The organism is Streptomyces sp. NPDC001828 (assembly GCF_042892175.1).
GTDB lineage: Bacteria > Actinomycetota > Actinomycetes > Streptomycetales > Streptomycetaceae > Streptomyces.
This window is the reverse complement of record NZ_JBIATV010000003.1, coordinates 1-22,861: the sequence shown is the minus strand read 5'-3', so window position 1 is coordinate 22,861 and position 22,861 is coordinate 1. Positions and strand designations below refer to the sequence as shown.

Annotated in this window: 17 protein-coding genes; all 17 read left to right on the top strand. The window is 73.4% G+C overall.

Going from position 1 to position 22,861, the window contains the following annotated elements:
* The first annotated feature begins 32 nt into the window (after window positions 1-32).
* Window positions 33-1,271, top strand: coding sequence for a beta-ketoacyl-[acyl-carrier-protein] synthase family protein (locus ACFYZA_RS11400; protein WP_388489490.1), 1,239 nt, complete (start codon window positions 33-35; stop codon window positions 1,269-1,271).
* Window positions 1,268-2,080, top strand: a complete 813-nt coding sequence (locus ACFYZA_RS11395; protein WP_382597338.1) for an alpha/beta fold hydrolase — start codon at window positions 1,268-1,270, stop codon at window positions 2,078-2,080. The genes ACFYZA_RS11400 and ACFYZA_RS11395 overlap by 4 nt, the downstream gene beginning before the upstream one ends.
* Window positions 2,077-3,042 (top strand): hypothetical protein, encoded by a 966-nt coding sequence (locus tag ACFYZA_RS11390; protein WP_388489487.1) that lies wholly within the window; start codon window positions 2,077-2,079, stop codon window positions 3,040-3,042. The genes ACFYZA_RS11395 and ACFYZA_RS11390 overlap by 4 nt, the downstream gene beginning before the upstream one ends.
* Entirely contained in the window at window positions 3,039-4,160 is a 1,122-nt protein-coding gene (locus tag ACFYZA_RS11385; RefSeq protein WP_388489484.1) for a beta-ketoacyl synthase N-terminal-like domain-containing protein, read from the top strand. The genes ACFYZA_RS11390 and ACFYZA_RS11385 overlap by 4 nt, the downstream gene beginning before the upstream one ends.
* A gap of 13 nt (window positions 4,161-4,173) precedes the next feature.
* On the top strand, window positions 4,174-4,587 hold the full coding sequence (locus tag ACFYZA_RS11380) for a hotdog domain-containing protein (protein WP_388489481.1): 414 nt from the start codon (window positions 4,174-4,176) through the stop codon (window positions 4,585-4,587).
* Entirely contained in the window at window positions 4,584-5,081 is a 498-nt protein-coding gene (locus ACFYZA_RS11375; RefSeq protein WP_382597330.1) for a 3-hydroxyacyl-ACP dehydratase FabZ family protein, read from the top strand. The genes ACFYZA_RS11380 and ACFYZA_RS11375 overlap by 4 nt, the downstream gene beginning before the upstream one ends.
* A gap of 22 nt (window positions 5,082-5,103) precedes the next feature.
* Window positions 5,104-5,850: a 3-oxoacyl-[acyl-carrier-protein] reductase gene (gene fabG / locus ACFYZA_RS11370; protein WP_382597400.1), complete on the top strand. Its 747-nt coding sequence runs from the start codon at window positions 5,104-5,106 to the stop codon at window positions 5,848-5,850.
* Window position 5,851: 1 nt separating this feature from the next.
* Window positions 5,852-6,565 (top strand): 2-hydroxychromene-2-carboxylate isomerase, encoded by a 714-nt coding sequence (locus ACFYZA_RS11365; protein ID WP_388489478.1) that lies wholly within the window; start codon window positions 5,852-5,854, stop codon window positions 6,563-6,565.
* A 214-nt stretch (window positions 6,566-6,779) separates the two neighbouring features.
* Complete coding sequence (locus tag ACFYZA_RS11360) at window positions 6,780-7,523, top strand: DUF4097 domain-containing protein (RefSeq protein WP_382597326.1); 744 nt, start codon at window positions 6,780-6,782, stop codon at window positions 7,521-7,523.
* A gap of 141 nt (window positions 7,524-7,664) precedes the next feature.
* The gene (locus ACFYZA_RS11355) at window positions 7,665-8,594 is read left to right on the top strand and encodes a 3-oxoacyl-[acyl-carrier-protein] synthase III C-terminal domain-containing protein (RefSeq protein ID WP_382597324.1); all 930 of its coding nucleotides are present in this window, start codon (window positions 7,665-7,667) and stop codon (window positions 8,592-8,594) included.
* Window positions 8,595-8,660: 66 nt separating this feature from the next.
* Window positions 8,661-10,046, top strand: a complete 1,386-nt coding sequence (locus ACFYZA_RS11350; RefSeq protein WP_388489475.1) for an ATP-grasp domain-containing protein — start codon at window positions 8,661-8,663, stop codon at window positions 10,044-10,046.
* Window positions 10,043-11,377: a type III PLP-dependent enzyme gene (locus ACFYZA_RS11345; protein WP_388489472.1), complete on the top strand. Its 1,335-nt coding sequence runs from the start codon at window positions 10,043-10,045 to the stop codon at window positions 11,375-11,377. The genes ACFYZA_RS11350 and ACFYZA_RS11345 overlap by 4 nt, the downstream gene beginning before the upstream one ends.
* Window positions 11,378-11,423: 46 nt before the next feature.
* Complete coding sequence (locus ACFYZA_RS11340) at window positions 11,424-11,693, top strand: acyl carrier protein (RefSeq protein WP_382597318.1); 270 nt, start codon at window positions 11,424-11,426, stop codon at window positions 11,691-11,693.
* 2 nt (window positions 11,694-11,695) lie between these two features.
* Entirely contained in the window at window positions 11,696-12,571 is an 876-nt protein-coding gene (locus ACFYZA_RS11335; RefSeq protein ID WP_388489469.1) for a hypothetical protein, read from the top strand.
* Entirely contained in the window at window positions 12,568-13,266 is a 699-nt protein-coding gene (locus tag ACFYZA_RS11330; protein ID WP_388489467.1) for a hypothetical protein, read from the top strand. The genes ACFYZA_RS11335 and ACFYZA_RS11330 overlap by 4 nt, the downstream gene beginning before the upstream one ends.
* On the top strand, window positions 13,263-14,444 hold the full coding sequence (locus ACFYZA_RS11325; RefSeq protein WP_388489464.1) for an acyl-CoA dehydrogenase family protein: 1,182 nt from the start codon (window positions 13,263-13,265) through the stop codon (window positions 14,442-14,444). Before ACFYZA_RS11330 ends, ACFYZA_RS11325 begins: the two co-directional genes overlap by 4 nt.
* Before the next feature lie 155 nt (window positions 14,445-14,599).
* A partial coding sequence (locus tag ACFYZA_RS11320) for an amino acid adenylation domain-containing protein (RefSeq protein WP_388489461.1) occupies window positions 14,600-22,861 on the top strand: 8,262 nt, incomplete at its 3' end.

The window sequence follows — 22,861 nt, the reverse complement described above, 5'->3', positions numbered from 1 at the left end:
CGGCCCCGGACGTTGCCAGAGAGGAGACACCGGTGAGCAGTGAGCGCCGGCAGCCACACCGGGTCGTCGTCACCGGCCTGGGAACGGTCACCAGCATCGGCACCGGACCGGCCGAGTTCCTGACCGGGCTCAGGACCGGCCGGAGCGGCGTCAAGCCGATCACCTCGTTCGACACCACCGGATACGCGCACGCCAACGGCTGCGAGATCGAGGGCTTCGACGCGGCCGAGTGGATCGAGCACATCGATCCGGGCGAGCTCGGCCGGGCCAGCCAGTTCTGTGTCGCGGCGGCCAGGATGGCCGTGAACGACGCGCACATGGAGCCCGCCTCCCTGCGCGAGCGCCGCGTCCTGGTCTCCGTCGGCACCACCGACGGCGAGTCGCACGACCTCGACGTACTGATGGAGCGTCAACTCGCCGACGGGCCGGAGAACTTGGACCCCGTCGCGGCACGGCGGTCCACCGCCGGACTGCTGTCCAGCAGCATCGTGCGCGAACTGGAGCTGTCGGACGTGGAGGCGGTCACCATCCCGACCGCCTGCGCCGCCGGCAACTACGCCATCGGCTCCGGCTTCGACGCGATCCGCTCCGGCGAGGTCGACATCGCGCTCGCCGGCGGCGCCGACGCGGTGTGCCGCAAGACGTTCACCGGGTTCTACCGCCTCGGCACCATCGCGCCCGAGGTGTGCCAGCCCTTCGACGTGGACCGCAAGGGCATCCTCACCGGCGAGGGGGCGGGCATCCTCTTCATGGAGAGCCTGGAGTCGGCCCTCGCGCGCGGCGCCCGCATCTACGCCGAGGTCCTGGGCTACGGACTCAACTGCGACGCCCACCACCCGGTCGCCCCCGACCAGGACAGCCTCGCCGCCTGCATCGAACTGGCCCACCGCAACGCCGGGGTCAAGCCCGAGGACATCGACTTCATCTCGGCGCACGGCACCGGCACCAAGGCCAACGACGTCACCGAGGCCGGAGCCATCCGGCAGGTGTTCGCCGAGCCGCCGCCCACCATCTCCATCAAGTCCATGCTCGGCCACACCATGGGCGCCGCCAGCGCCCTCGCCTCGGCGGCCTGCGCCCTAGCCATCACCGAGGGGTTCATCCCGCCGACCATCAACCACCACGAGACCGACCCCGAGTGCGCGCTCGACCCCGTACCCAACGAGGCGCGGGCCGCCGACGTGCGCATCGTGCAGAACAACGCGCTGGCCTTCGCCGGGAACAACGCGGTGGTGATCCTCGGCAAGTACGAGGGAAGCCCGGCCGCATGAGCCGGCTCACCGCGCGGCTGCGCAGGCCCGCCACGGCGGGCGGGCCCGGCGAGCCGGCCCGGGTCCTGCTCCTGCACGGGCTCGGCGGCAAGTCGTCCGTCTGGGACCCGTTCGCGGCCCGCGCGGACGAGCGCCTCGAACTGTGGGACGCGGAACTGCCCTGGCGGGCCATGCGGGCCGGCGACGGCTGGGGCGCACTGCCCGAACCGGGCCGCTGCCTGCGGGACCTCGTCGACGAACGGTACGACGCGGTCGTCGCCCACTCCTACGCCGCCAACCTGCTCACCGAGGCCCTCGCGGCCGGGCACCTCGCGCCCCGCCGCACCGTACTGATCAGCCCCTTCTACCGGCCGAGCCCCCAGGACTTCGACTGGTCGGTGATCTCGTACTACCTCAACGACTTCCACCGCGTCTTCGAGGAGGCGCTCGCCGTCGGCGAGACCGCCCGGTTCGCCAAGGGGCACCGGGACTGGATGGCGCGCAGACTGCGCGACCAGATCGGTCCCTACGGCTGGATGCGGTTCTTCGAGTCGTATCTGCGCACGCCCTTCCTCGACCTCGAAGCCGTCCGCACCCCGCTGCTCGTCCTCTCCGGCGAGCAGGACATCGCGGCCCGCGCCGAGGACGGCCGGGCACTCGCGGCGGCCGTCGCGGGCGCCCGGTTCGAACTCCTCGACGGCTGCGGCCACTTCCCGATGGTGGAGGCCGCCGACCGCGTCACCCGCCTGGTGTGCGACTTCATCGCCGCCGACCCCTGCCCGGCGCGGCACGTCGCCGCAGCCCCCGTTTCCCTACTGGAGAAGCCATGAGCGTGAGCACCGCCGCGACGGACGAAACCACCCGCCTGGAGATACGGCCCCGCTACGAGGGGTCCAACATCTGCACCTGGATCGGCTTCAAGCACGTCAACTACATGGTGGAAGAGGCCGTTTACGACCACCTGCGCCAGCGGGGCTTCCCGGCCGGGCAGCTGTACGAGCGCTACGGCCTGGGCGTCGACATCACCGACATCGACACCAAGATCCTCACCGCGTTCCACATCGACGACGTCGCGACGGCCGCCGTGACCCCCGCGCCCGACAAGGGCGACGGACTGCGCTTCCTCGTCGAGATGACCGTCGAGCGCGCCGGGACGACCGAGAAGGCCGTCGTGTCCAAGGTCGCCGTGCAGCTGCGGTTCGACCCGCGCGGCCACGAGGCCGAGCAGCCGCCCGCCGCCCTCGAAGGCGCGGTCGTGGACCGGCTCGGCGCGGGCGCCGAGCCGATCGCGCTGCGGCCGGGCGCCGACCCCCTCGAACAGCTGACGGAGGGCCGCAACGCCTTCGGCTGGGCCTGGCGGATGCCGTACTTCTACTGCCACTTCACCGAGCGCGTGCAGATGTCGGGCTACCTGCGGCAGATGGAGGAGGTCGTCGACCTCTTCCTGGCCGACCGCGGCGTCTCCATCAAGACCCTGCTCGACGAGCAGGACTGGATCCCGGTCGTGCCGCACTCGAAGATCACCGTCCTCGACGAGGCCCGGATGGAGGAGACGCTCTACACCGTCTACACCGTCGAGAACGTCTTCAAGCGCTTCACCTACACGGCCCGCATGGACACCTACGTCCTGCGCGACGGCGTCCTCGTGCCGACCACCACCGGCCGCATCACCCACGGCTGGGCCGTGATCGAGAACCGCCGGGACTGGAGCCTGGTCAACTTCGACGACCGGCTGCTCAACGCCCTCAACGGGAAGCCGGGCGGGACCACCGGGCGCGGGACCACGGCATGAGCGGCGCCGCCACCCTTCAGGACCCGGGCCCGGCGGCCCCGGCCGCGCCCGCCGGCGAGCTCGTCTTCTCCGCCTGGTCCGCGGTCTCGCCCTACGGCGCGGGCCGGGCCGCCTACCGCGCCGGGCTCGCCGCCGCCGAGAGCGCGCTCACCGCGCTCGACGCCACGGACCACCCCGGACCGTACCAACAGGCCGCCCTGGTACCGGAGTTCAGCGCCGCGGGCGCCCTCGGCAAGAAGGGCACCCGCACCATGGACCGGCTGACCGCGCTCGCGGTCTCCGCGTACGGGCAGCTGCTCCAGGAGTGCGGGCCGGACGTCGTCGAGCGGCCCGAACGGCTCGCCCTGGTCCTCGGCACCGGCCACGGCAGTGTCCAGAGCATCATGGACTTCACCCGGGACTCGCTGACCGGCGAGCGCCCCTACCTCGTGGACCCGGCGCGCTTTCCCAACACCGTGATGAACCGGATGGCCGGCCAGAGCGCCATCTGGCACGGCATCAAGGGCCCCAACACCACAGTCGCCGGTGGGTGGTTGACCGGCCTGCTCGCCCTCGGCTACGCGGCCCGGCTGCACCGGGGCGGTCACTGCGACCGGGTCCTGTGCGGGGCCGCCGAGGAGTACTCGACGCAGCGGGCCTGGCTGGAGTGGCACGCCGCCGAGGGCGCGGCCCGGCCGCCGCTCGGCGAGGGCGGCGTGGTCTGGCTCCTGGAGCCGGCCGCGCGCGCCTCGGCCGCAGGCCGCACCCCGCTCGCCCGGCTCCTGGGCACCCGCTTCCGCGCCTACCACCGGCCCGAGCAGGCCGCCGACGCGCTCACCGCCTGCGTACGGGCGGTCCTGGCCGACGCCGGGGCGAGCGCCGAGAGCGTACGCGTCGTCGCCCCGCTCGGCACCGAAGGGGAGGAGGACGCCGTGCTCGGCGCCCTGCCGTCCGGCGCCGACCCCCGCTGGATCCGGTGCCGGCCGCTGCTCGGCGACACCTCGGCGGCGGCCACCGCCTTCCAGACCGCGGCGGTCCTCGCGCTCGCCGAAGAAGGAGGGCTGCCGCCCGGCGCGACGGCCCTGGTCACCGGGATCGACCGGGACGGCACCGTCGGCTGCGCCCTGCTCGGCGCATGAGGAGGACACGACCATGATGCTCCAAGAGGTGCTCAGCATCGCCGAGTTGGACCTGCGCGACCCGAGCGGCCCGGCCGCACCGCCGGCCGCCGACGAGACCGTGCGCGGCAGCGTCACCGTCGCGCACGGCGCCCCCTTCCTGCGGGGCCACTGCCCCGGCTTCCCGCTGGTGCCGGGCTTCGCCCTGGTGCAGTACGTGTACGACCTGGTGTCCGCCCACGGGGTCGGCGCCGGACAGCCCATGGTGGTCAAGAAGGCCCGCTTCCTGAGCCCGGTGCGGCCGGGCGAGGAACTGGTCATCGAGGCCCGGATCGAACGGAGCGGCGGCGGAGTGCGGGCCACGGCGTCCGTCAGCGCGGACGCCAGGCCCGCCGCCCGCATCGCCCTGCACTTCCCGCCGCACCGCCCCGACCAGGAGGACGAGTGACCCCCGAATTCCGCATCACCTCCGTCATCCCGCACCGCTACCCCGCGCTGCTCGTGGACCGGGTCGGGGAGGTGGAACCGGGCCGGCGCCTCGTCGCGTACAAGGCGGTCAGCGTCGCCGAACCCGCCTACCGGGGCCTGGCCCAGGGGGCCCAGCAGGAGTACGCCTACCCGCTCAGCATGATGCTGGAGTCCTGGGCCCAGGCCGCGCTGCTGCTCGCCTGCTGGGAGCGGCCCAACCCCGATGTGCGGACCGGACAGGTCACGCTCGGGGCGGGGGTGCGGGACGCGCGCGTCCTCGGCCCGGTGTACCCGGGCTCGGTCCTCGTGCACGAGGTCACCCTGGTCCGCGACCTCGGCGACACCGTCGTCACGGCCGGCTCCAGCTCCGTGGACGGGCGGCGGGTCCTCGACGTAGGACAGCTCACCTTCGCGCTGCGCCCGGCCACGGAACTGGAGCGGGCCGCGGACGAAGCGGTCCTGGCACGCCCGTGAAGACAACCCACGAGAGGTCATGATGTCCGCAGACAAACCCCGCGTCGCACTGGTTACCGGGGGCTCCCGGGGGATCGGCGCGAGCGTGGTGCGCCGGCTCGCCGCCGACGGCTACGCGGTGGCCTTCTGCTACCGCTCGCGCGAGGAGGAGGCCCGGGCCGTCGCCAAGGAGGCCGAGGAGGCGGGCGCATCGGTGCTCGCCCGGTGCGTGGACGTGGCGGACGGGGCCCAGGCCCAGGAGTTCGTCCGCGAGACCGAGCGCACCCTCGGCCCCGTCCACGCGCTGGTGTCCTCGGCCGGCATCGTCCGGGACAACCCGCTGATCATGCTGAACGACCAGGCGTGGCAGGACGTGCTGCGGGTCAACCTCGACGGGACGTACCACGTCTGCCGCGCGGCCGTGTTCGGCATGCTCAAGCGGCGGGCCGGGACCGTGGTCACGATGTCCTCGGTCGCCGGGGTGTACGGGAACGCCACCCAGACCAACTACTCGGCGTCCAAGGCCGGGATCATCGGCTTCTCCAAGGCGCTCGCCAAGGAGGTCGCCCCGCGCGGCATCCGCGTCAACACGGTGGCCCCCGGCTTCATCGAGACCGACATGACGGCCGCCCTGGGCGACGACAACGGCGCCAAGCTCGCCGAGCGCATCCCGCTCGGCCGCTTCGGCCGCCCCGAGGAGGTCGCCGACCTGGTGTCCTTCCTGGTGTCGGAGCGCGCCTCGTACATCACGGGCCAGGTGTTCGGCGTCGACGGGGGCCTGGTGATCTGAGGTGGGAGCCGTACAGAAGACCCCCAGGTTCTACTTCTCGCTGCGCAGCCCGTACTCCTGGCTCGCCCACCGCGCACTCATGGCGGACCACCCGGACGTCGCGGCCCTGGTCGAGTGGCGGCCGTTCTTCGAGCCGGACGCGGTCAGCGACCGGATGCTGACCGAGGCCGGCGGCACCTTCCCGTACGCGGCCATGACGCGGGCCAAGCACCTCTACGTGCTCCAGGACGTCGGCCGCATCGCCAAGTCCCTCGATGTGAAGCTGAGTTGGCCGGTCGACCGGGACCCGGTGTGGGAGATCCCGCACCTCGCCTACCTGGTCGCCCGGCGCGAGGGGCGCGGCCCGCAGTACATCGCGGCCGCCTACCGGGCGCGCTGGGAGGAGGGCCGCAACATCTGCGACCGTTCCGTCATCGCCGGCATCGGAGCCGAACTCGGGCTGGATTCGGCCGAGTTGGCGGCCGCCTCGGACGACCCCGAGCTGCGCGAGGAGGGCGTACGGCTCCTCCTGGACGTCTGCGCGGACGGGGTGTTCGGCGTGCCCTTCTTCGTGCACGGCTTCAGCCGCTTCTGGGGTCTCGACCGGCTGCCCGGTTTCGTCGCCCACCTGCGCGAGCGCGGACTCACCGAGCCCGCCCTGCCGGAGCCGGTCGGAGCGGCCGTCGGACTCGGTCCGAGATCCGTCGACGACGGGCACGCGGGCGGCTGCGGATGACCGGATGTACGACCGTCGTACGGCGGTGAGTTCGGACGGGGGGCAGTCCTCAGGGGGTATCCGGGGGTCTGCCCCATGTTCGTGCCGTGACGCGCTGCGTTAGCGTCGTGACACGGAAGGTCCCGAGTCCACGGGGACCGGAATTTTCCTCACGCCTGTGCGGGCGGCATGCCTGTTCGGGCCCAGCTGATTCTCCAGAACCGGGAGACATTCCATGCGTCAGCAGCTCCGCGCCCTGGGCATCCTCACCGCGGTCGGCCTCGCCGCCGGCGGACTGGCCGCGTGCGGCTCGATCGGCTCGCTCAACCAGCAGTCCTTCGAGGACGACAGCGCGCTCTCCGGGAAGATCACCTCCGTACGCCTGGAGAACGGCTCGGGCGGGGTCACCGTGAACGGGACCGACGGCGGCTCGGCGTCCTTACACCGCAAGGTGCAGTACGACAAGGGAGCCACCAAGCCGTCCGGCGCCACCCACCGGATCGAGGGCGGCGTGCTGATCCTCGGCGGCTGCTCCGGGTCCTGCTCGGTGAAGTACACCGTCCAGGTGCCCGCCGGCATCCCCATCAGCGGCGATGTGTCCTCGGGAGAGGTCAGCCTCCACAAGGTGGGTGCGGTCAGCGTGTCGGCGAGCTCCGGCGACATCACCCTCGACGAGGTCAGCGGTGCGGTCAAGGTGAAGACCACCAACGGCGAGATCAGCGGAACGGGCCTCGCCGGCGGCGGCATCGACACCCAGACGGGCTCCGGGGACATCCACCTCACCCCCAGCAAGCCGCAGAACGTCCAGATCACCGCCGGCAGCGGCGACGTCAGCCTCACCGTGCCGTCCGCCAGCTACCGGGTCACCGTGAAGACCGGCAACGGCGACAAGAACATCAAGGTGCCCAACGACCCCGCGGGCAAGTACGAGATCGGTCTGAAGACCGGCAGCGGGGACGTGAGCGTCAAGAGCTCCTGAACCCACCGTCGATCCCAACCCCCTTACGGCTGAGGCGGGTTGGGATTTCGGCGTGCCGCCCCAGGTCAGCCCCGCGTCAGCCGGGCGTCAGCGGTTCCGGCAAGTCTTGAGTGGCTCCAATCACTCAAGGAGGCCCGGCGCATGACCTCACTGGAAGCGGTGTCGAGTTACCTGCCGCCCACCATCTCCGTGGCGGAACTGCGCGAACCGCTGGGACTGAACGACCAGCAGGTGCGCAGGTTCACCCGGCTCTACGGCCTCGACCGGATCTGCCAGGCGCCCGACCAGTCCGAGGCCGAGATGCTCCTCACGGCGGCCGGCAAGCTGGACGCGCTGGCCGGCCAGGAGGACCGGGTGCGTTACGTGGTGCGGGCCAAGGGGCTGCGGACCACGGCGCCCTATCCGGTCAACCCCCTGCAGGAGGTGCGCGAGGCCCTCGGCCTGCGCAATGCCACCGTCTTCTCGGTGGCCGACCACGGCTGTGCGACCGGACTGCTCGCCATCGACGCGGCCGGCACCCTGCTCGCAGCCGACGGCGACCCCGGCGCGCTGGCCCTGGTGCTGGCCGGGGACAAGACCTTCACCCCGTTCTCGCAGTGGGTCGCCGACGTCTCCATCATGGGCGAGGGCATGACGGCCGTACTCGTCAGCGCCGACGGCCCCCGCGACCGGGTGCTCGGCTACCACGCGCGCATCGTCGGCCGCGAGGACGGCATCATCGACCTGGACCCCGAGGGCGCCAGGGAAGCCAAGCGCATCTACCAGGACGTCATGTCCGACGTCATCCACTGCGCCCTGGACGACGCCGGGCTCACCATCGCCGACCTCGACATCGTCCTGCCGCACAACGTCAACCGCGTCTCGTGGACGGTGGCCGCCAAGGAACTCGGCATCGCCCCCGACCGCATCTTCCTGGAGAACATCGCGAAGACGGGCCACTGCTTCTGCGCGGACCCCTTCGTCAACTACCAGTCCGCGCGCGAACTGGGCCTGCTGCGGCCCGGGGCCGCCTATCTGATGACCTCCGCGGGGCTGGGCCAGTCCTTCGCGGCGATGGTGCTCGAACACTGAGCGCCACGGCACCGAGCACCGCGCGGCTCCCGGCCGAGCGGCTCCCGAGACCCGAGAGGACGGCACATGAGCGGCACTTCGCCCGGCTTCCGCGAGCGACTCGCGACGGCACTGACCGGTGCCCCGGACACCCCCCTGGTGTTCCTGGGCAACTTCGAGGTGGAACAGCAGTGGGCGCACGGCGAACACACGCTGCCCCGCCTTTCGGCCGCGGCGTCCGACGCGGTGGTCAACCACATGGACGAGTTCGCGCTGCTGCTCGGCGACGAGCGCGACCACGTCGTCCTCAAGTCCCGCCCCGACGAGGCCTACCTCGCCTTCCTCACCGGGCTCGGGCTGCCGCTGCCGCGCATCCACGTGGCCGCCCGCCAGCAGCCGGGGCGCACGGTGACCGAGGACGCGCTGGACGACCCGGCGCTGCTCGCGGAGCTGACCGCCCTCGCGGCCGCCGGCTGCCGGCTCACCGCGCACGGCATCTCCGTACGCGAGGAACTGCTCGCCTCGGCCACCGGACTGCCCGTCGCGGCCCCCAGTGCGGCCATCTGCAAGGCGGTCAACAGCAAGGTCTACAGCAGGCAGGTCGCCGACGAACTCGGACTGCGCCAGCCCCGTGGCTGGGCCTGCCGCACCCTGGCCGAACTCGCCGAGGCCTTCGACGCCGCCGCCCGCGACGAGCGGAACCGGTATGTGGTGAAGGAGGCGTTCGGCGTCTCCGGCAAGGGCATCGCCGTCCTGGAGAGCAGGCGCCGAGGTGACCGGATCCGCTCGGTCGTCACCAAGCAGGCGGAACGCGCGGGCCATGACGAGGTCGCCTTCGTCGTCGAGGAGTGGGTGGCCAAACAGGGCGACCTGAACTACCAGTTCACGGTGGGCCGCGACGGCTCGGTGCGCTTCGACTTCGTGAAGGAACTCCTCACCGAGGGCGGGGTGCACAAGGGGCACCGGATGCCCGCCCGGCTCACCTCCGCCCAGCTCGACGTCGTGCGCGACACCGCCGAACGGCTCGGCAAGCGGCTCGCGGCCGACGGCTACTTCGGCGTGGTCGGCGTGGACGCCATGGTGGACCCGGCGGGGGAGCTGTACCCCGTGGTGGAGATCAACGCCCGCAACAACATGTCCACGTACCAGGTGCGCCTCCAGGAGCACTTCGTCGCGCCCGGCCGGATCGCCGTCGCCCGGCACTACTCGCTCAAGCGCACCGTGCCCCTGCCGTTCGAGGAGGCCCGGGCGCTCCTGGACGGGCTGCTCTTCGACGCCGGGCGGCACACGGGTCTGCTCGTGAACAACTACGCCACGGTCAACGCGGGCTTCCCCACCGACGGGGAACCGCCCGCCGCCCCCGTCGCGGGCCGCCTCTACGGCGTGCTCGTCGCGGACTCGGACGACGGCATCGAAGCCCTCGACACGGAGATATCCGCCCGGCTCGCGGCGGGAAGGGACACCGGCGCATGACCACCACGACCACCGGCCACGACGTGCGGGAGGGCCCGGCCACCGTGCAGGGCATCCCCGTCGCCGAACTCGCCCGGACCTACGGCACCCCTCTGTTCGTGTACGACGGAGACCAACTCGCCGGGCGCATGCGGCAGTTGCGGGAGGCGTTCGACGAGCGGCTCCAGATCTTCTACTCGCTCAAGGCCAACCCCAACATCGCCGTCTGCGCACTGCTGCACGCGCACGGCGCCCGCGCCGAGGTGTCCTCGATGACGGAGCTGCTCACCGCGCGCCGCGCGGGCGTCGCCCCCGAGGACATCCTCTTCCTCGGGCCCGGCAAGAGCCGCGCCGAACTCGCGGCCTGTCTCGACGAGAACATCGCCGCCATCGTGTGCGAGTCGCTGCCGGAGCTGGCGTGGATCGACGAGCTGGCCCGCGAACGCGGGACGCGCGCCCCGGTCGTGCTGCGGGTCAACCCGGCCTTCTCGGTGAAGGGCTCGGGCCTCACCATGGGCGGCAAGCCCCGCCAGTTCGGCATGGACGAGGCCCAACTCCTCGCGGAATCAAGCCTGGTGAAGCAGTACGAGCACGTACGGGTGATGGGCGTCCAGGTCTACATGGGCACCCGGATCCTGACCGAGGCCACCATCGTCCAGAACACCGAGCGCATCTTCGAGCTCGCGGAGCGCCTCTCGGCCGCCCTCGGCTTCGACCTGGACCTGGTGGACGTCGGCGGCGGCCTCGGCGTCGCCTACTTCGACGGCGAACGCGACCTCGACCTGGCCGAGCTCGGCGCCCAGCTCAACCCCGTGGTGGCCCGGTTCGCCGACGCCCACCCGCGCACCCGCCTCGTCATGGAACTGGGCCGCTACCTGACCGCCGAGTCCGGCACCTACGTGGTGCGGGTGCGGTACGTGAAGACCTCGCTCGGCGAGCGGTTCGCCGTCACCGACGGCGGCACCCACCACCACATGGCGGCGGTCGGCATCGGCTCCTTCGTCAAGCGGAACTTCCCCATGCGGCTGCTCAGCGGGTCCGTGGACGGGGCGCAGCCCGCACCGGCCGAGGCGTGGAACGTGACCGGGCCGCTGTGCACCCCGAACGACACGCTGGCCAAGAAGGCCCAACTCCCGCCGCTGAGCCCGGGGGACCTGCTCGGCGTGGAGCGCTCCGGCGCCTACGGGCCCACCGCGTCGCCCGTGCACTTCCTCAGCCACGGCTACCCCGCCGAGGTGCTCGTCGCCGAAGGCCGGGCGCATCTGATCCGCGAGGCCGACCGGCCCGAGGACCTGCTGAGCAAGCAGCACCTGCCGGCCGCGGCCGCCTTCCGCCGGGCCGCCGCCCGCTGACCCGTCCCACGACCCCTGCCCTCCCCCTACGAAAGGACCGCCGACCATGGCCGGACTGACCGCCACCGACCGCGACCGGATCGTCGCCGCGATCTCCGAGGCGCTCGGAGAGGTGCTCGACTACGACCTGCCCCAACTGACCGAGGAATCGAGGCTGTTCGACGAGCTGGGCCTCGACTCGACGGGCGTGTTCGAGATGCTGATGCGCCTGGAGGAGGCGCTCGACATCGAGTTCGACACGGACTCCCTGGAGATGGCGCACTTCACCAGCGTGCGCTCGCTCGCCGACTTCATCGCCACGGAAACGGGCTCCTGACGATGGCCGCACAGGCCGCCGGGGCCCCGTCCGCGCGACGGGCCCCGTACCGATTCCCGCTGCGGCTCGACACGGTCGTGCACCGGGAATTCCCCGCCGGGAACGTACGGATCGACGACGCCTTCTCCCGGCGGCACTTCGCCGACCTCACCGCCCTGTACGGGGTCGAGGCCCGCCCGGAGGTGGCGGACGGGCCGGCCGGGAACACCTTCGCCGACATGGCCGCGGCCCTGCTCGCCGACCTCACGGACGAGCCCGCGGACATCGGCCTCGCCGTCGTCGCGCACACCACGCCCGACCTGGACTGCCGGCGAGCCGCGGTCACCTGCCTGTCCGAGGTCATCCCCGGGCGGCCCCTGGTGTTCACGGTCGCGGACTGCGGTTCGGCCGCGCCGTTCGTCGCCCTCGAAGCGGCGGGCGCGTACATCGAGCGCCACGGGCACCGCGCCGCCGCCGTGTTCGTCCTGGACCAGGCGACGCTGCCCTACCGGACCGGGCGCTACCTCGCCGGTGACGCGGGGGCGGCGCTGCTCTTCACGCCCACCGGGCGGGCCGGGTCGCTGACCGTGCGCCGGACGTCCGGGGTGGCGGCCGACGACGTGCCGGCCGCCGTGCGCGCGTCGCTCGACGAGCTGGGCTGCGACCCGGAGGTGCCGGCGGTCCTCAGCCCCGGGCTCCGGGCGGCCCGCGACCTGCCCGGGCACCGCGGGCCCACGGTGTCCGCGCCGGACGGGTTCCCGGTGTCGGGCGTGCTCGGCGCGCTGGCCGCCGAGATCGGCTGCGCCGCGCCGGGCCGGGAGAGCCGGCGCGTCGTGGTCGACCACGACCCGGACACGGCCGAGCTGAGCGTGTGCCTGCTCGACCAGGGAGCGCCATGACCACCCTCGTCCGGGACGCCACCGAGGTGCTGGAACGCTGTCACGACGCGGCACGCCACGAGGGCCTCGCCCCGGCCCTCGGCGTGCTCGCCGACGCCGTGCTGCCGGGCCTGTTGCCGTGCGGCCCCGGCGGACACGCCGTGGTCGCGTCGCGGACGCACACCGAGGCCCGCGCGCTCTGGCTCGACGGCGCCCGGCGCCCTCGACAATCCGCGCGTGAGACCTCGCGGGCCGAACTCGACCTGCCCGGCGGGCCCGTGGTCCTCGCCGACCTCGGGCAGCGGGCCCCGGCCGACCGGGGCGGACGGGTCGCCGTGGAACAGCGGGAGCTGTACGGCCTGGGGCTCGTGTGGCTGCGCCTCGGGCTCGCCCAGGCGCTGCGCGCCGCCTGCGTCACCCGGCTCGCCCACCGGCGGGTGGGGGACTCCACCCTGCTCCAGCAGCAACTGGTGAAGGGCACGGTGGCGGACGTACTGGCCGAACACCTGGAGATCCAGGCCGTGTTGACCGGCGCCCGCCCCGGCTCCCTCTCGCTCGGCATGCTCCACCACCTGCACCGGCGGCTCACCGCCGCCGACCGCGAGCAGGTCCGCCTCCTGGGCGCGGCGGGCTATCTCACCGACAGCCCCGGCATGACCGCCTATGTGTCGGAACTCCTCGCCGAGGCCCACGCCGTGGCCCAGGAGGCATCGTGACTCACCTGGACGACCGCCTGCTCGCGCTGCGCGGGCAGGTCCGCGAATGGGGCGCCGACCTGCGTCCGCTCGCCCTGGAGATCGACCGCGACCCGGAAGCCATCCGCGGCCACTTCGACCTGCCCGCCGTGCGCCACCTCGCCACCATGGGCGTCCCCGAGGAGTACGGCCACGAACCCGAAAAGATCGACGGACACCGCTTCTACGGCGTCTCCGCGCTCGAACGGGCCGTCGTCATGGAGGAGGTGGCCTGCGCCGACGTCGGCACCCTCGTCGCCTCGCCGGGGCCGCTGCTCGCGGGCGTCGCCGTCGGCCTGTGCGCCGACGACCGGCAGAAGCGCTGGTTCTACGGGCGGATGCTCGCCGAACCCCTGTGGACCTGCTTCGCCCTGACCGAACCGGAGGGCGGCTCGGACGCGGCGGCGCTGCGCACCTCGCTCACCGAAACCCCGGACGGCACAGCGCTGTTGAGCGGCGAGAAGCGATACGTCGGCAACGCCTGCCGGGCCCAGCTCGGCGTGGTGTTCGCCCGGGCCAGGCCCGGGCCGCTCGGCATCCAGGCCGTGCTCGTCGACACCGCCGAGCCCGGCTTCACCGCCGAGCCCCTCGACATGATCGGCCTGCGCGGCGCCCGGATCAGCTCCATCGTCATGGACCGGGTGCCGGTCCCGCAGGACCGCTTCCTGGGCCGCCACCTGACCGCGACCCGGCGCGGGGTGTGGGCGTTCGTGCAGACCTTCAACGTGCTGCGGCCCGGCGTCGCGGCCATCGCGGTCGGCATCGCCCGCGCCGCCCTGGAGTACGTGGCGGAGAACCGCGCCACCCTCCGCGCCGCCGAGCGCGAGCGCTTCGAGGAGCTCGGCCGGCGCGTGGACGCCACCCGCCGGCTGGTGCACCACGCCGCGGCCGCCGTGGACGCGCGCGGCACCGACGGCCATCTGGCGTCCGCCGCCAAGCTGCGCGCGGCCCGCCTGGCCGAGGACGTCACCCTGGCCGCCTGTTCCTTCTTCGGACCCGGGGCCCGCCTGTCCCACCCCTTCCTGGACAAGCTGGCGCGCGACGCCCGGGCGATGGAGTTCCTCGAAGGCACCGGCAACATGCAGCGCCTCAACCTCTTCCAGGGGCTGCTCGGCGGAAAGATCGACCGCGACCGGCGCCCGCAGGCCGCCGAGGTCTGAGCGGCCCCGGGAAGAGCCCGCGTCAGCGGTGAGTCAGGACGCCGTCAGGCGGCCGGGAAAGGATGAACGCATCCTTCTCGGTCCTGCCCCGGCCCGGCCCCGCACCCCGTGAACGAACCGACCGCCGCCGGCCCGACTTCTCCTGGGAGCCTGTGATGACTACGACTCATGGCACCGTGCTGCCGCTGACCGCGGGCCAGGTGGAGATCTGGCTCGACGCGCAGGGCGCCGGACGCGGAAACGCCTACAACTCGGCCGGCTATCTGGACCTGCGCGGCCCCCTGGACCGCCGCCGCTTCCGCGTCGCGCTGCGCCGCCTCTTCGACGAGGCGCAGTGCCTGCGGGCCCGGTTCAGCGACATCGAGGGCGAGCCCCGCCAGCACATCGAGCCGCTGTCCGAACTGCCCTTGACCGAGCTTGACTTGAGGGACGCCGAGGACCCCGAGGCGGCCGCGGTCGCCTGGATGACCGCCGACCTCGACGTGCCGTTCGGCCTGGACGACTTCCCGCTCATGCGCACGGCGCTCCTCACCGTGGGTGCCGAGCGCTCGCACTTCTATCTGTGCGTCCACCACCTGCTGTGCGACGGATTCAGCCAGACCGTCCTGTGGCGCCGCCTGGCCGAGCTGTACGAGGCCGACCCGGACGGCCCCGTGCCGCAGGGCGCGCTGCCGCCGCTGAGCGAGCTGACCGACGCCGAGAGCGCCTACCGGGAGTCCACCGGCGCCCGGCGCGACACGGCGTTCTGGCGGGGCCGCTTCCCCGAGCCGCCCTCGCTCGTCACCCTCTCCCGCCGCCCGGAGCCCTCGGGCCTTCCCCGTGGCTTCCTGCGCGTCTCGACCCCGCTGCCCGCCGCCACCGCTCGTCAACTGCGTTTCAGCGCACGCGAGTTGGAGGTCACCCTGCCCACCGTCGCGGTGGCCGCCGTCGCCGTGTACACCCAGCGCACCACGGGCACCGAGGACGTCCTGCTGACCCTCGCCGCCTCCGCCCGGATGAGCGCACGTCAGCGTTCGGTGCCCGGCATGATGGCCAACTACCTGCCGCTGCGGGTGCCCGTGCGGCCCACCCTGACCAAGGCGGAGCTGCTGCGCCGGGCCTCGCGCGAACTCGCCCAGGTGCTCAAGCACCAGCGCCACCGGGTGAGCGCGATCCGCCGGGACATGGGGCTGCGCCCCGAGGACCGCAGGCCGTTCGGCCCGTTCGTCAACCTCCTGCCGCAGCAGGCCTCGCTGACCCTCGGCCCGTGCACGGCCGAGGTGACCAACCTGTCCACCGGACTCGTCGACGACCTGATGGTCACCGTCGTCGAGACCGCCGGGGACGGCATCGAACTCCACCTCAACGCCAACCCCGACCGCTACACGCGCGACGAGGCCGAGGCCCACATGGCGCAACTGGCTCATTTCATAGGCGAGTTCGCGGCAGCCGGAGCAGACCTGCCGATCGGCCAGGTCGACGCCTCCGCGGCCGCCGAGCAGGACCGGCTGCGCACGGACATCGGCCCCGAGCGCGCCGCCGACTTCAGCTGTGTCGTGGAGCGGGTCCGCGAGCGGGCCGCCCTGCGCCCCGACGCGGTGGCCGTCGAGGAGGACGGTGAGCGCCTCACCTACGCCGCCCTGGTGGGCCGGGCCAGCGCCCTGTCGCGAAGCCTGCCCGGGACCGGGCTTGTCGGCATCCTCGCCGCGCCCGGCGCCGGGTTCGTGACCGCCGTGCTCGCCGTGATGGGCGCCGGCGCCGCCTACGTACCCCTGGACCCGCACGCCCCGGTCGCCCGCACCACCGCGCTGCTCGCGGACAACGGCATCGACTGGCTCGTGGCCGACGAGGAGCACCGCACCCTCGCCGAGCAGGCCGCCTCCGCCGTCGGCCGGCCCGTGCGCCTGGTCACCCCCGACGGATCCGAGGACCCCGCCGAGCACCTCGCCCCGCTCTCGGGCGGCCCGCAGGACCTGGCGTACGTCATCTTCACCTCCGGCTCCACCGGCAAGCCGAAGGGCGCCATGGTGCACCGGGCGGGCATGGTGAACCACCTGCTCGCCAAGATCGACGATCTGGAGCTCGGCGAGCACGACACCCTCGTGCAGAACGCCCCGGTGACCTTCGACATCTCCGTCTGGCAGATGCTCGCCCCGCTCGCCGTCGGCGGCCGGGTGCGGGCCGTCGACCGGTACACCGCCGCCGACCCCGACCTGCTCTTCCCGCTGGCCGCCGCCGACGGCGTCACCGTGCTCGAAGTCGTCCCCTCGCTGCTGCGCGCGGCCCTCGACGTCTGGGACTTCGACGGCACCGACATCGCCCTGCCGGGCCTGCGGTACCTCATGGTCACCGGCGAAGCCCTGCCCGCCGACCTGTGCGGCCGCTGGCTCGCCCGCTACCCCGGCATCCCGCTGGTCAACGCCTACGGCCCCACCGAGTGCTCCGACGACGTGACCCACGCGCACATCCGCCGGGCCCCGGCCGACGGCCGGCCCGTGCCGATCGGCGTCCCGGTCCGCAACACCCGCCTGTACGTGCTCGGCGACGATCTGCGACCCGTGCCGCACGGCACGCCCGGCGAGCTGTACGTCGCGGGTGCGGGCGTCGGCCGCGGCTATCTGGGGGCGGCCCCGCGCACCTCGGCGACCTTCGTCGGCGACCCGTACGGCGAGCCCGGCACCCGGATGTACCGCACCGGCGACCGCGTCCGCTGGGACGAGGAGGGCCAGTTGACGTTCCTGGAGCGGCGCGACGACCAGGTGAAGGTGCGCGGCCACCGCATCGAGCTCGGCGAGATCGAGGCCGCGCTGCGTAGCCACCCCGCCGTCGCCGACGCCGTGGTCAAGGTGGCCGACGACGCCTCCGGCGGCAAGCAGCTGATCGGCTACTGCGTGCCGCGCGACGGCGCGGACCCCGACACCGGGGCGGTCCGCGCCCATCTGAAGGCGACCCTGCCGTCGTACATGGTGCCGCAGCACCTGCTCACCCTCGACGCGCTCCCGCTGACCGCGCACGGCAAGGTCGACCGCAAGGCGCTGCCGCTGCCCCGGCCGCAGGGCCCCGGCAGCGTGCCGGCCGCCGCCGAGCGGCGCTCGCGCGAGGAGGAGATCCTCTGCGCCGTCTTCGCCGAGATCCTCGGCCTTCCCGCCGTCGGCGTCGACGACAACTTCTTCGCTCTCGGCGGCGACAGCATCAGCACCATCCTGGCGGTCAGCCGCGCCCGCAAGGCGGGGCTCTCGCTCACCCCGCTCCTGATCCGCAAGCACGGCACCCCGCGCGCCGTCGCCGCCCTCGCGACCGCGGGCACCCCCGGCACCGGCCCCGCCACCGCCGACGACGACGGTAGCGGTGAGGTCGAACTCGGCCCGATAGCAGCCCAGTTGAGGGAGGACCTCGGCGCCCTCGACGAGCGCTCGCGCGAGTACGGCCAGTACGTGGTGCTCAGCACCCCCGAGGGCCTGGGCCTCGACGCGCTGCGCACCGCGGCCGCCGCCGTCCTGGACCGGCACGCCGCGCTGCGGACACGCCTGTCCGTGCCCGTCGAGGGCCTGTGGTCGCTGACCGCGCTGCCCGCCGGCGCGGTCGCCGTCGATGACGTGGTGCGCCGCGTCGACGTGTCCGCCCTCGCCGACGACCCGGCCGCGCTCGCCGCCGCCGTCCGCGCGCAGACCGACCTGGCGCGCCAACGGCTCGCCCCCGAACGGGGCCTGGTCACCCAACTGGTGCTCCTGGACGCGGGACCCGGCCGCCCGGGCCGTCTGGTGTGGCTGACCCACCACCTGTGCGTGGACGGCGTCTCCTGGCGCATCCTCGTGCCCGACCTCGCCGCCGCCGTCGCGGGCACCGCCCCCGACGCGGTGCCCACCTCCTACCGCCGGTGGACCCGGCTGCTCGGCGAGCAGGCGCGGTCCGCCGAGCGGCTCGCCGAATTCCCGCTGTGGGCCGAGCAGTTGACCGGCGCCTCGGCCTCCGTGGGATCCGGCCCGCTCGATCCGGCCCGCGACACCTACGGCAGCGCGCACCGGCTCCGCCTGGAACTGCCCGCCGACACCACCGCCGCCCTGCTGTCCGGGGCGCGGGACGCCCACGACGGCGAGGTCAACGACCTGCTCCTGGCCGCCCTCGCGATCGCGGTCGCCGACTGGCGGCGCCGCCACGGCGACGCCTCGCCCGCCGGAACCCTGGTCGAGCTGGAGGGCCACGGCCGCGAACAGTTCACCGACGACGTCGACCTGTCCCGTACGGTCGGCTGGTTCACCAGCGTCTACCCCGTGCTGCTCGGTCTCGGCGACCCGGTGGACTGGGACGAGCTGTGGGCGGGCGGGCCCGGCGCGGGCGCCGCCGTGCGCGAGGTGCGCCGGCTGCTGCGCCGACTGCCGGACCACGGCCTCGGCTACGGCCTCCTGCGCCACCTCAACCCGCAGACGATCCCCGCCCTGGCCCGGCACGGCACCCCCGCGATCGGCTTCAACTACCTCGGCAGGTTCCGCACCGCCGAGGCGGCGGGGGACTGGTCCCTGGTCACCGAGGACGGCGTCGTCGGCACCGGCACCCACCCCCGCATGCCGCTGCGGCACACCCTCGCGGTCACCCCGGTCACCGAGGACCGGGCGGACGGCCCGCACCTGGTGGCCGACTGGCTCTGGGCGCCCGAGGTGTTCGCGGACGACGACGCCCACGACATCGCCCGCACCTGGTTCCGGGCGCTCGACACCCTCGTACGCCACGCGCGGGCCGCCGCCGAGCACGCCGTGCCCGAGGTGCTGCCGCTGTCCCCGCTGCAAAAGGGCCTGCTCTTCCAGGCCGAGGCCGAACTCGACAACCAGCACACCGACTCGTACCTGATGCAGGTCGTCCTCGACATCGAGGGGCCCTTCGACGCGGACACCTTCCGCGCCGCCGCCGACGTGCTCCTGGCCCGGCACGCCGGTCTGCGGGTGTGCTTCCCCGCGACGCCGGAGCAGGAGGAGCACACCCAGACCGTGGCGCCGCACGCCCGCACCCCGTGGGCCGAGGCCGACCTGACCGCCCTGACGGACGACGCGGAGCGCGCCGCCGAGATCGAGCGGCTGACCGACGCCGACTGGGAGCGCGGCTTCGACCTGAGCACCGCCCCGCTGCTGCGGTTCACCGTGCTGCGCCTGCCCGGCGAGCGCGTACGCCTCCTGTGGACGCTGCACCACCTCCTGGTCGACGGCTGGTCGATGGGGGTCCTCGCCCACGAGCTGTTCACCCTGTACGCCGCCGGCGCCGACCCGTCCGCGCTGCCGCCCGCGCCGCCCTACCGCGACTACTTCGGCTGGCTCGCCGACCAGGACGCCCCGGCGGCCCGGGCGGCCTGGCGCACCGCGCTCGACGGGATCACCGAACCCACCCGGCTCGGCACCGAGGAGGGGGCCGACGCCTCCACGCTGCCCGTGTCGGTGGCGTTCGAGCTCACCGAGGAACTCACCGCCCGCCTCACCGCCTTCGCCCGCGAACACGGCGTCACCCTGAACACGGTGCTCCAGGCGTGCTGGGCGGTCGTGCTCGGCCGCCGCACCGGCCGCTCCGACGTCGTGTTCGGCGCCGTCAGCTCGGCCCGGCCGCCCGAACTCCCGGGCGTGGACGGCATGGTGGGTCTGTTCATGAACATGCTGCCCGTGCGTGTGGTGCTCGACCCCGCGCAGCCCTTCGCCGCACTGGTCCGCCAGGTGCAGGCCGAGCAGACCGACCTCCTGGAGCACCACCACCTCGGCCTGTCCGAGGTGCAGCGCGTCATCGGTGTCGGCGACCTGATCGACACGGTGCTCAGCTTCCAGAACCAGCCGCGCGCGGACCTCACCGCGCTGAACGCGCTCGTGCCGGACCTGCGTCTGACCAACGGCACCACCCGCCTCGCCGCCGAACGCGGCCTCGCGGTCCTCGTGTACCCGGGGCGCCGGCTGTCCCTGAGCGTGCAGTACCGGCCCGCCGCGTACGAGAAGGAGGGCGTCGAGGCGGCGCTCGACCAGCTGGTGCAGGCCGTGCGGGCGCTCCTGAACAGCCCCGAGGCCCCGATCGGCGGCCTCGGCCTGCACCAGGAAGCCGAGTTCGGGCGCATCGTGGGCCAGTGGGGCGGCGAGGCCGCCGAAAGCCCGCGCACGGTCATCCCCGACGTCTTCGAGGCGCATGTGGCGCACGACCCGGCGGCGGTGGCGGTCGTCGACGGGGACAGCGAGCTCACGTACGGCCAACTCGACGCCCGGGCAAGCCAGTTGGCGCGTCTGCTCATGGCGCGCGGCGCCGGACCCGAGCGGATCGTCGCCCTCGCCCTGCCGGACCCCGTCGAGATGACGGTGGCCGTGTTCGCCGTCCTCAAGGCGGGCGCCGCCTATCTGCCGGTCGACCCCAAGTACCCGGCGGACCGCATCGCCTTCATGCTCGCCGACAGCGCGCCCTCGCTCCTGGTCACCACCGAGGAGCTGGCCGGCCGGCTGCCCGAGCCCGGCTGCCCGACCGTGCTGGTCGACCTGCCCGAAACGGTCGCCGAACTGTCCGCGCTGCCCGCCGTCGCGCCCGAGAACGCCGACCGGATCGCCGCGCTCGAACCCCGCCACCCCGCCTATGTCATCTACACCTCCGGCTCCACCGGCCGCCCCAAGGGCGTCATGGTGGACCACGCGGGCTTCGCCGCCATGCTGGCGAGCCTCATCAGCAAGTTCGGCGTGGACGCGGACACCCGGGTGCTCAAGTTCGCCTCCTTCAGCTTCGACGCCTCGGTGTGGGAGCTGAGCCTGTCCCTGCTCGCCGGCGGCACGCTCGTCATCGCCGACGAGGAGTGCCGCGTCCCGGGCCGCCCGCTGGTGGACCTGATGCACCGGCACCGGGTGAACCTCGCCGGGCTGCCGCCGGTCGTCGTCGGCGCGCTGCCCGAAGGCAGCCGACTGCCCGACGACCTCACCCTGATCGTCGCCGGCGAGGCCTGCCCGCCGCACGTCATGGAGCGTTGGTCCGCCCAGGTCCGGATGTTCAACGGCTACGGCCCGACCGAGGCCGTGCTCGCCTCCACGGTCAGCGACCCGCTGCACGGCGCCGGGCATCCGCCCATCGGCCGCCCGACCGAGGCCCACCGCGTCTACGTCCTCGACGAGGCGCTGCGCCCGGTCCCGGCCGGGGTGACGGGAGAGCTCTACGTCGGCGGCAACCTGGCCCGCGGCTATCTGCACCGCCCGGCCCTCACCGCCCAGCGCTTCGTCGCCGACCCCCACGGCCCCGCCGGAACCCGTATGTACCGCACCGGCGACCTGGCGAAGTGGCTCCCGGACGGCCAGCTCCACTACACCGGGCGCGCCGACGACCAGGTGCAGCTGCGCGGCTTTCGCATCGAGCTCGGCGAGGTGGAGGCCGAACTCGCCGCACAGCCCGAGGTGCGCCAGGCCGCGGCCCTCGTCCGCACCGAGGACGAGCGCGGCGACCGCCTGGTGGCCTACGTCGTCCCGATCGTGCCGGACGCCGCGGACCCGGACCTGCTGCGCGAGCGGCTCGCCCGCACCCTGCCCGAGTACATGGTGCCCGCGGCCATCGTGTTCCTGGACGAACTCCCGCTCACCCCGCAGGGGAAGCTGGACCGGCGCGCCCTGCCGGACGCCGAGGAGGAGGCGAGGGCGGTACGCGGCCGGGGCCCGCGCACCCCCGTCGAGGAGATCCTCTGCGGCATCTTCGCCGACGTCCTCGGCAAGGAGGCCGTCGGCATCGACGAGGACTTCTTCGCGATCGGCGGCGACTCGCTGCTCGGCACCCGTGTCGTCAGCCGGATCCGTACGACCCTCTCCGTGGAGCTGCCGATCCGCACCATGTTCGAGCAGCGCACCGTGGCCGGCGTCGCCGAGCGGCTCGGCACCGAGGAGGACGTCCGGCCCGCACTGCGCCGCACCGAGCGCGCGGACGGCGAACCGCTGCCCGTCTCCTTCACCCAGACCCGGCTCTGGTTCCTGAACCGGCTCGACCCGGACTCCGCCGCCGAGAACGTCTCCTTCGTCGCCCGGCTCTCGGGACCGCTCGATGTGGTCGCCCTGGACGGGGCGTTGGGGGATGTGGTGGCGCGGCACGAGAGTCTGCGGACGGTGTTCCCGGAGGTCGACGGGGAGCCGAGGCAGGTCGTCCTGGACGCCGGGGTCCGCAGTGGGCTGCGGGTGCGGGAGGTCTCGCCCGAGCAGCTCGCCGAGGCCTCACGCGCCGAGGCGCGCCGCGGCTTCGACCTGACCTCCGAGGTGCCCCTGCGCGCCTTCCTCTACCGTACCGAGCCCGGCGAACACGTCCTCCAGCTCGTCGTCCACCACATCGCCTGGGACGGCTGGTCCGTCGCACCCCTCCTGCGTGATCTGTCGCGGGCGTATGGGGTGCGGCGTGAGGGTGGGGTGGGGGATTGGGCCGGGTTGCCGGTTCAGTATGCGGATTTCGCTGTGTGGCAGCGGGAG

Excerpts from the sequence above, each read along its gene's own strand:
- ACFYZA_RS11395 (WP_382597338.1), top strand. The coding sequence starts at position 1,268 with ATGAGCCGGCTCACCGCGCGGCTGCGCAGGCCCGCCACGGCGGGCGGG.
- ACFYZA_RS11345 (WP_388489472.1), top strand. The coding sequence starts at position 10,043 with ATGACCACCACGACCACCGGCCACGACGTGCGGGAGGGCCCGGCCACC.
- ACFYZA_RS11390 (WP_388489487.1), top strand. The coding sequence starts at position 2,077 with ATGAGCGTGAGCACCGCCGCGACGGACGAAACCACCCGCCTGGAGATA.
- ACFYZA_RS11355 (WP_382597324.1), top strand. The coding sequence starts at position 7,665 with ATGACCTCACTGGAAGCGGTGTCGAGTTACCTGCCGCCCACCATCTCC.
- ACFYZA_RS11335 (WP_388489469.1), top strand. The coding sequence starts at position 11,696 with ATGGCCGCACAGGCCGCCGGGGCCCCGTCCGCGCGACGGGCCCCGTAC.
- ACFYZA_RS11380 (WP_388489481.1), top strand. The coding sequence starts at position 4,174 with ATGATGCTCCAAGAGGTGCTCAGCATCGCCGAGTTGGACCTGCGCGAC.
- fabG (WP_382597400.1), top strand. The coding sequence starts at position 5,104 with ATGTCCGCAGACAAACCCCGCGTCGCACTGGTTACCGGGGGCTCCCGG.
- ACFYZA_RS11340 (WP_382597318.1), top strand. The coding sequence starts at position 11,424 with ATGGCCGGACTGACCGCCACCGACCGCGACCGGATCGTCGCCGCGATC.
- ACFYZA_RS11360 (WP_382597326.1), top strand. The coding sequence starts at position 6,780 with ATGCGTCAGCAGCTCCGCGCCCTGGGCATCCTCACCGCGGTCGGCCTC.
- ACFYZA_RS11330 (WP_388489467.1), top strand. The coding sequence starts at position 12,568 with ATGACCACCCTCGTCCGGGACGCCACCGAGGTGCTGGAACGCTGTCAC.
- ACFYZA_RS11350 (WP_388489475.1), top strand. The coding sequence starts at position 8,661 with ATGAGCGGCACTTCGCCCGGCTTCCGCGAGCGACTCGCGACGGCACTG.
- ACFYZA_RS11385 (WP_388489484.1), top strand. The coding sequence starts at position 3,039 with ATGAGCGGCGCCGCCACCCTTCAGGACCCGGGCCCGGCGGCCCCGGCC.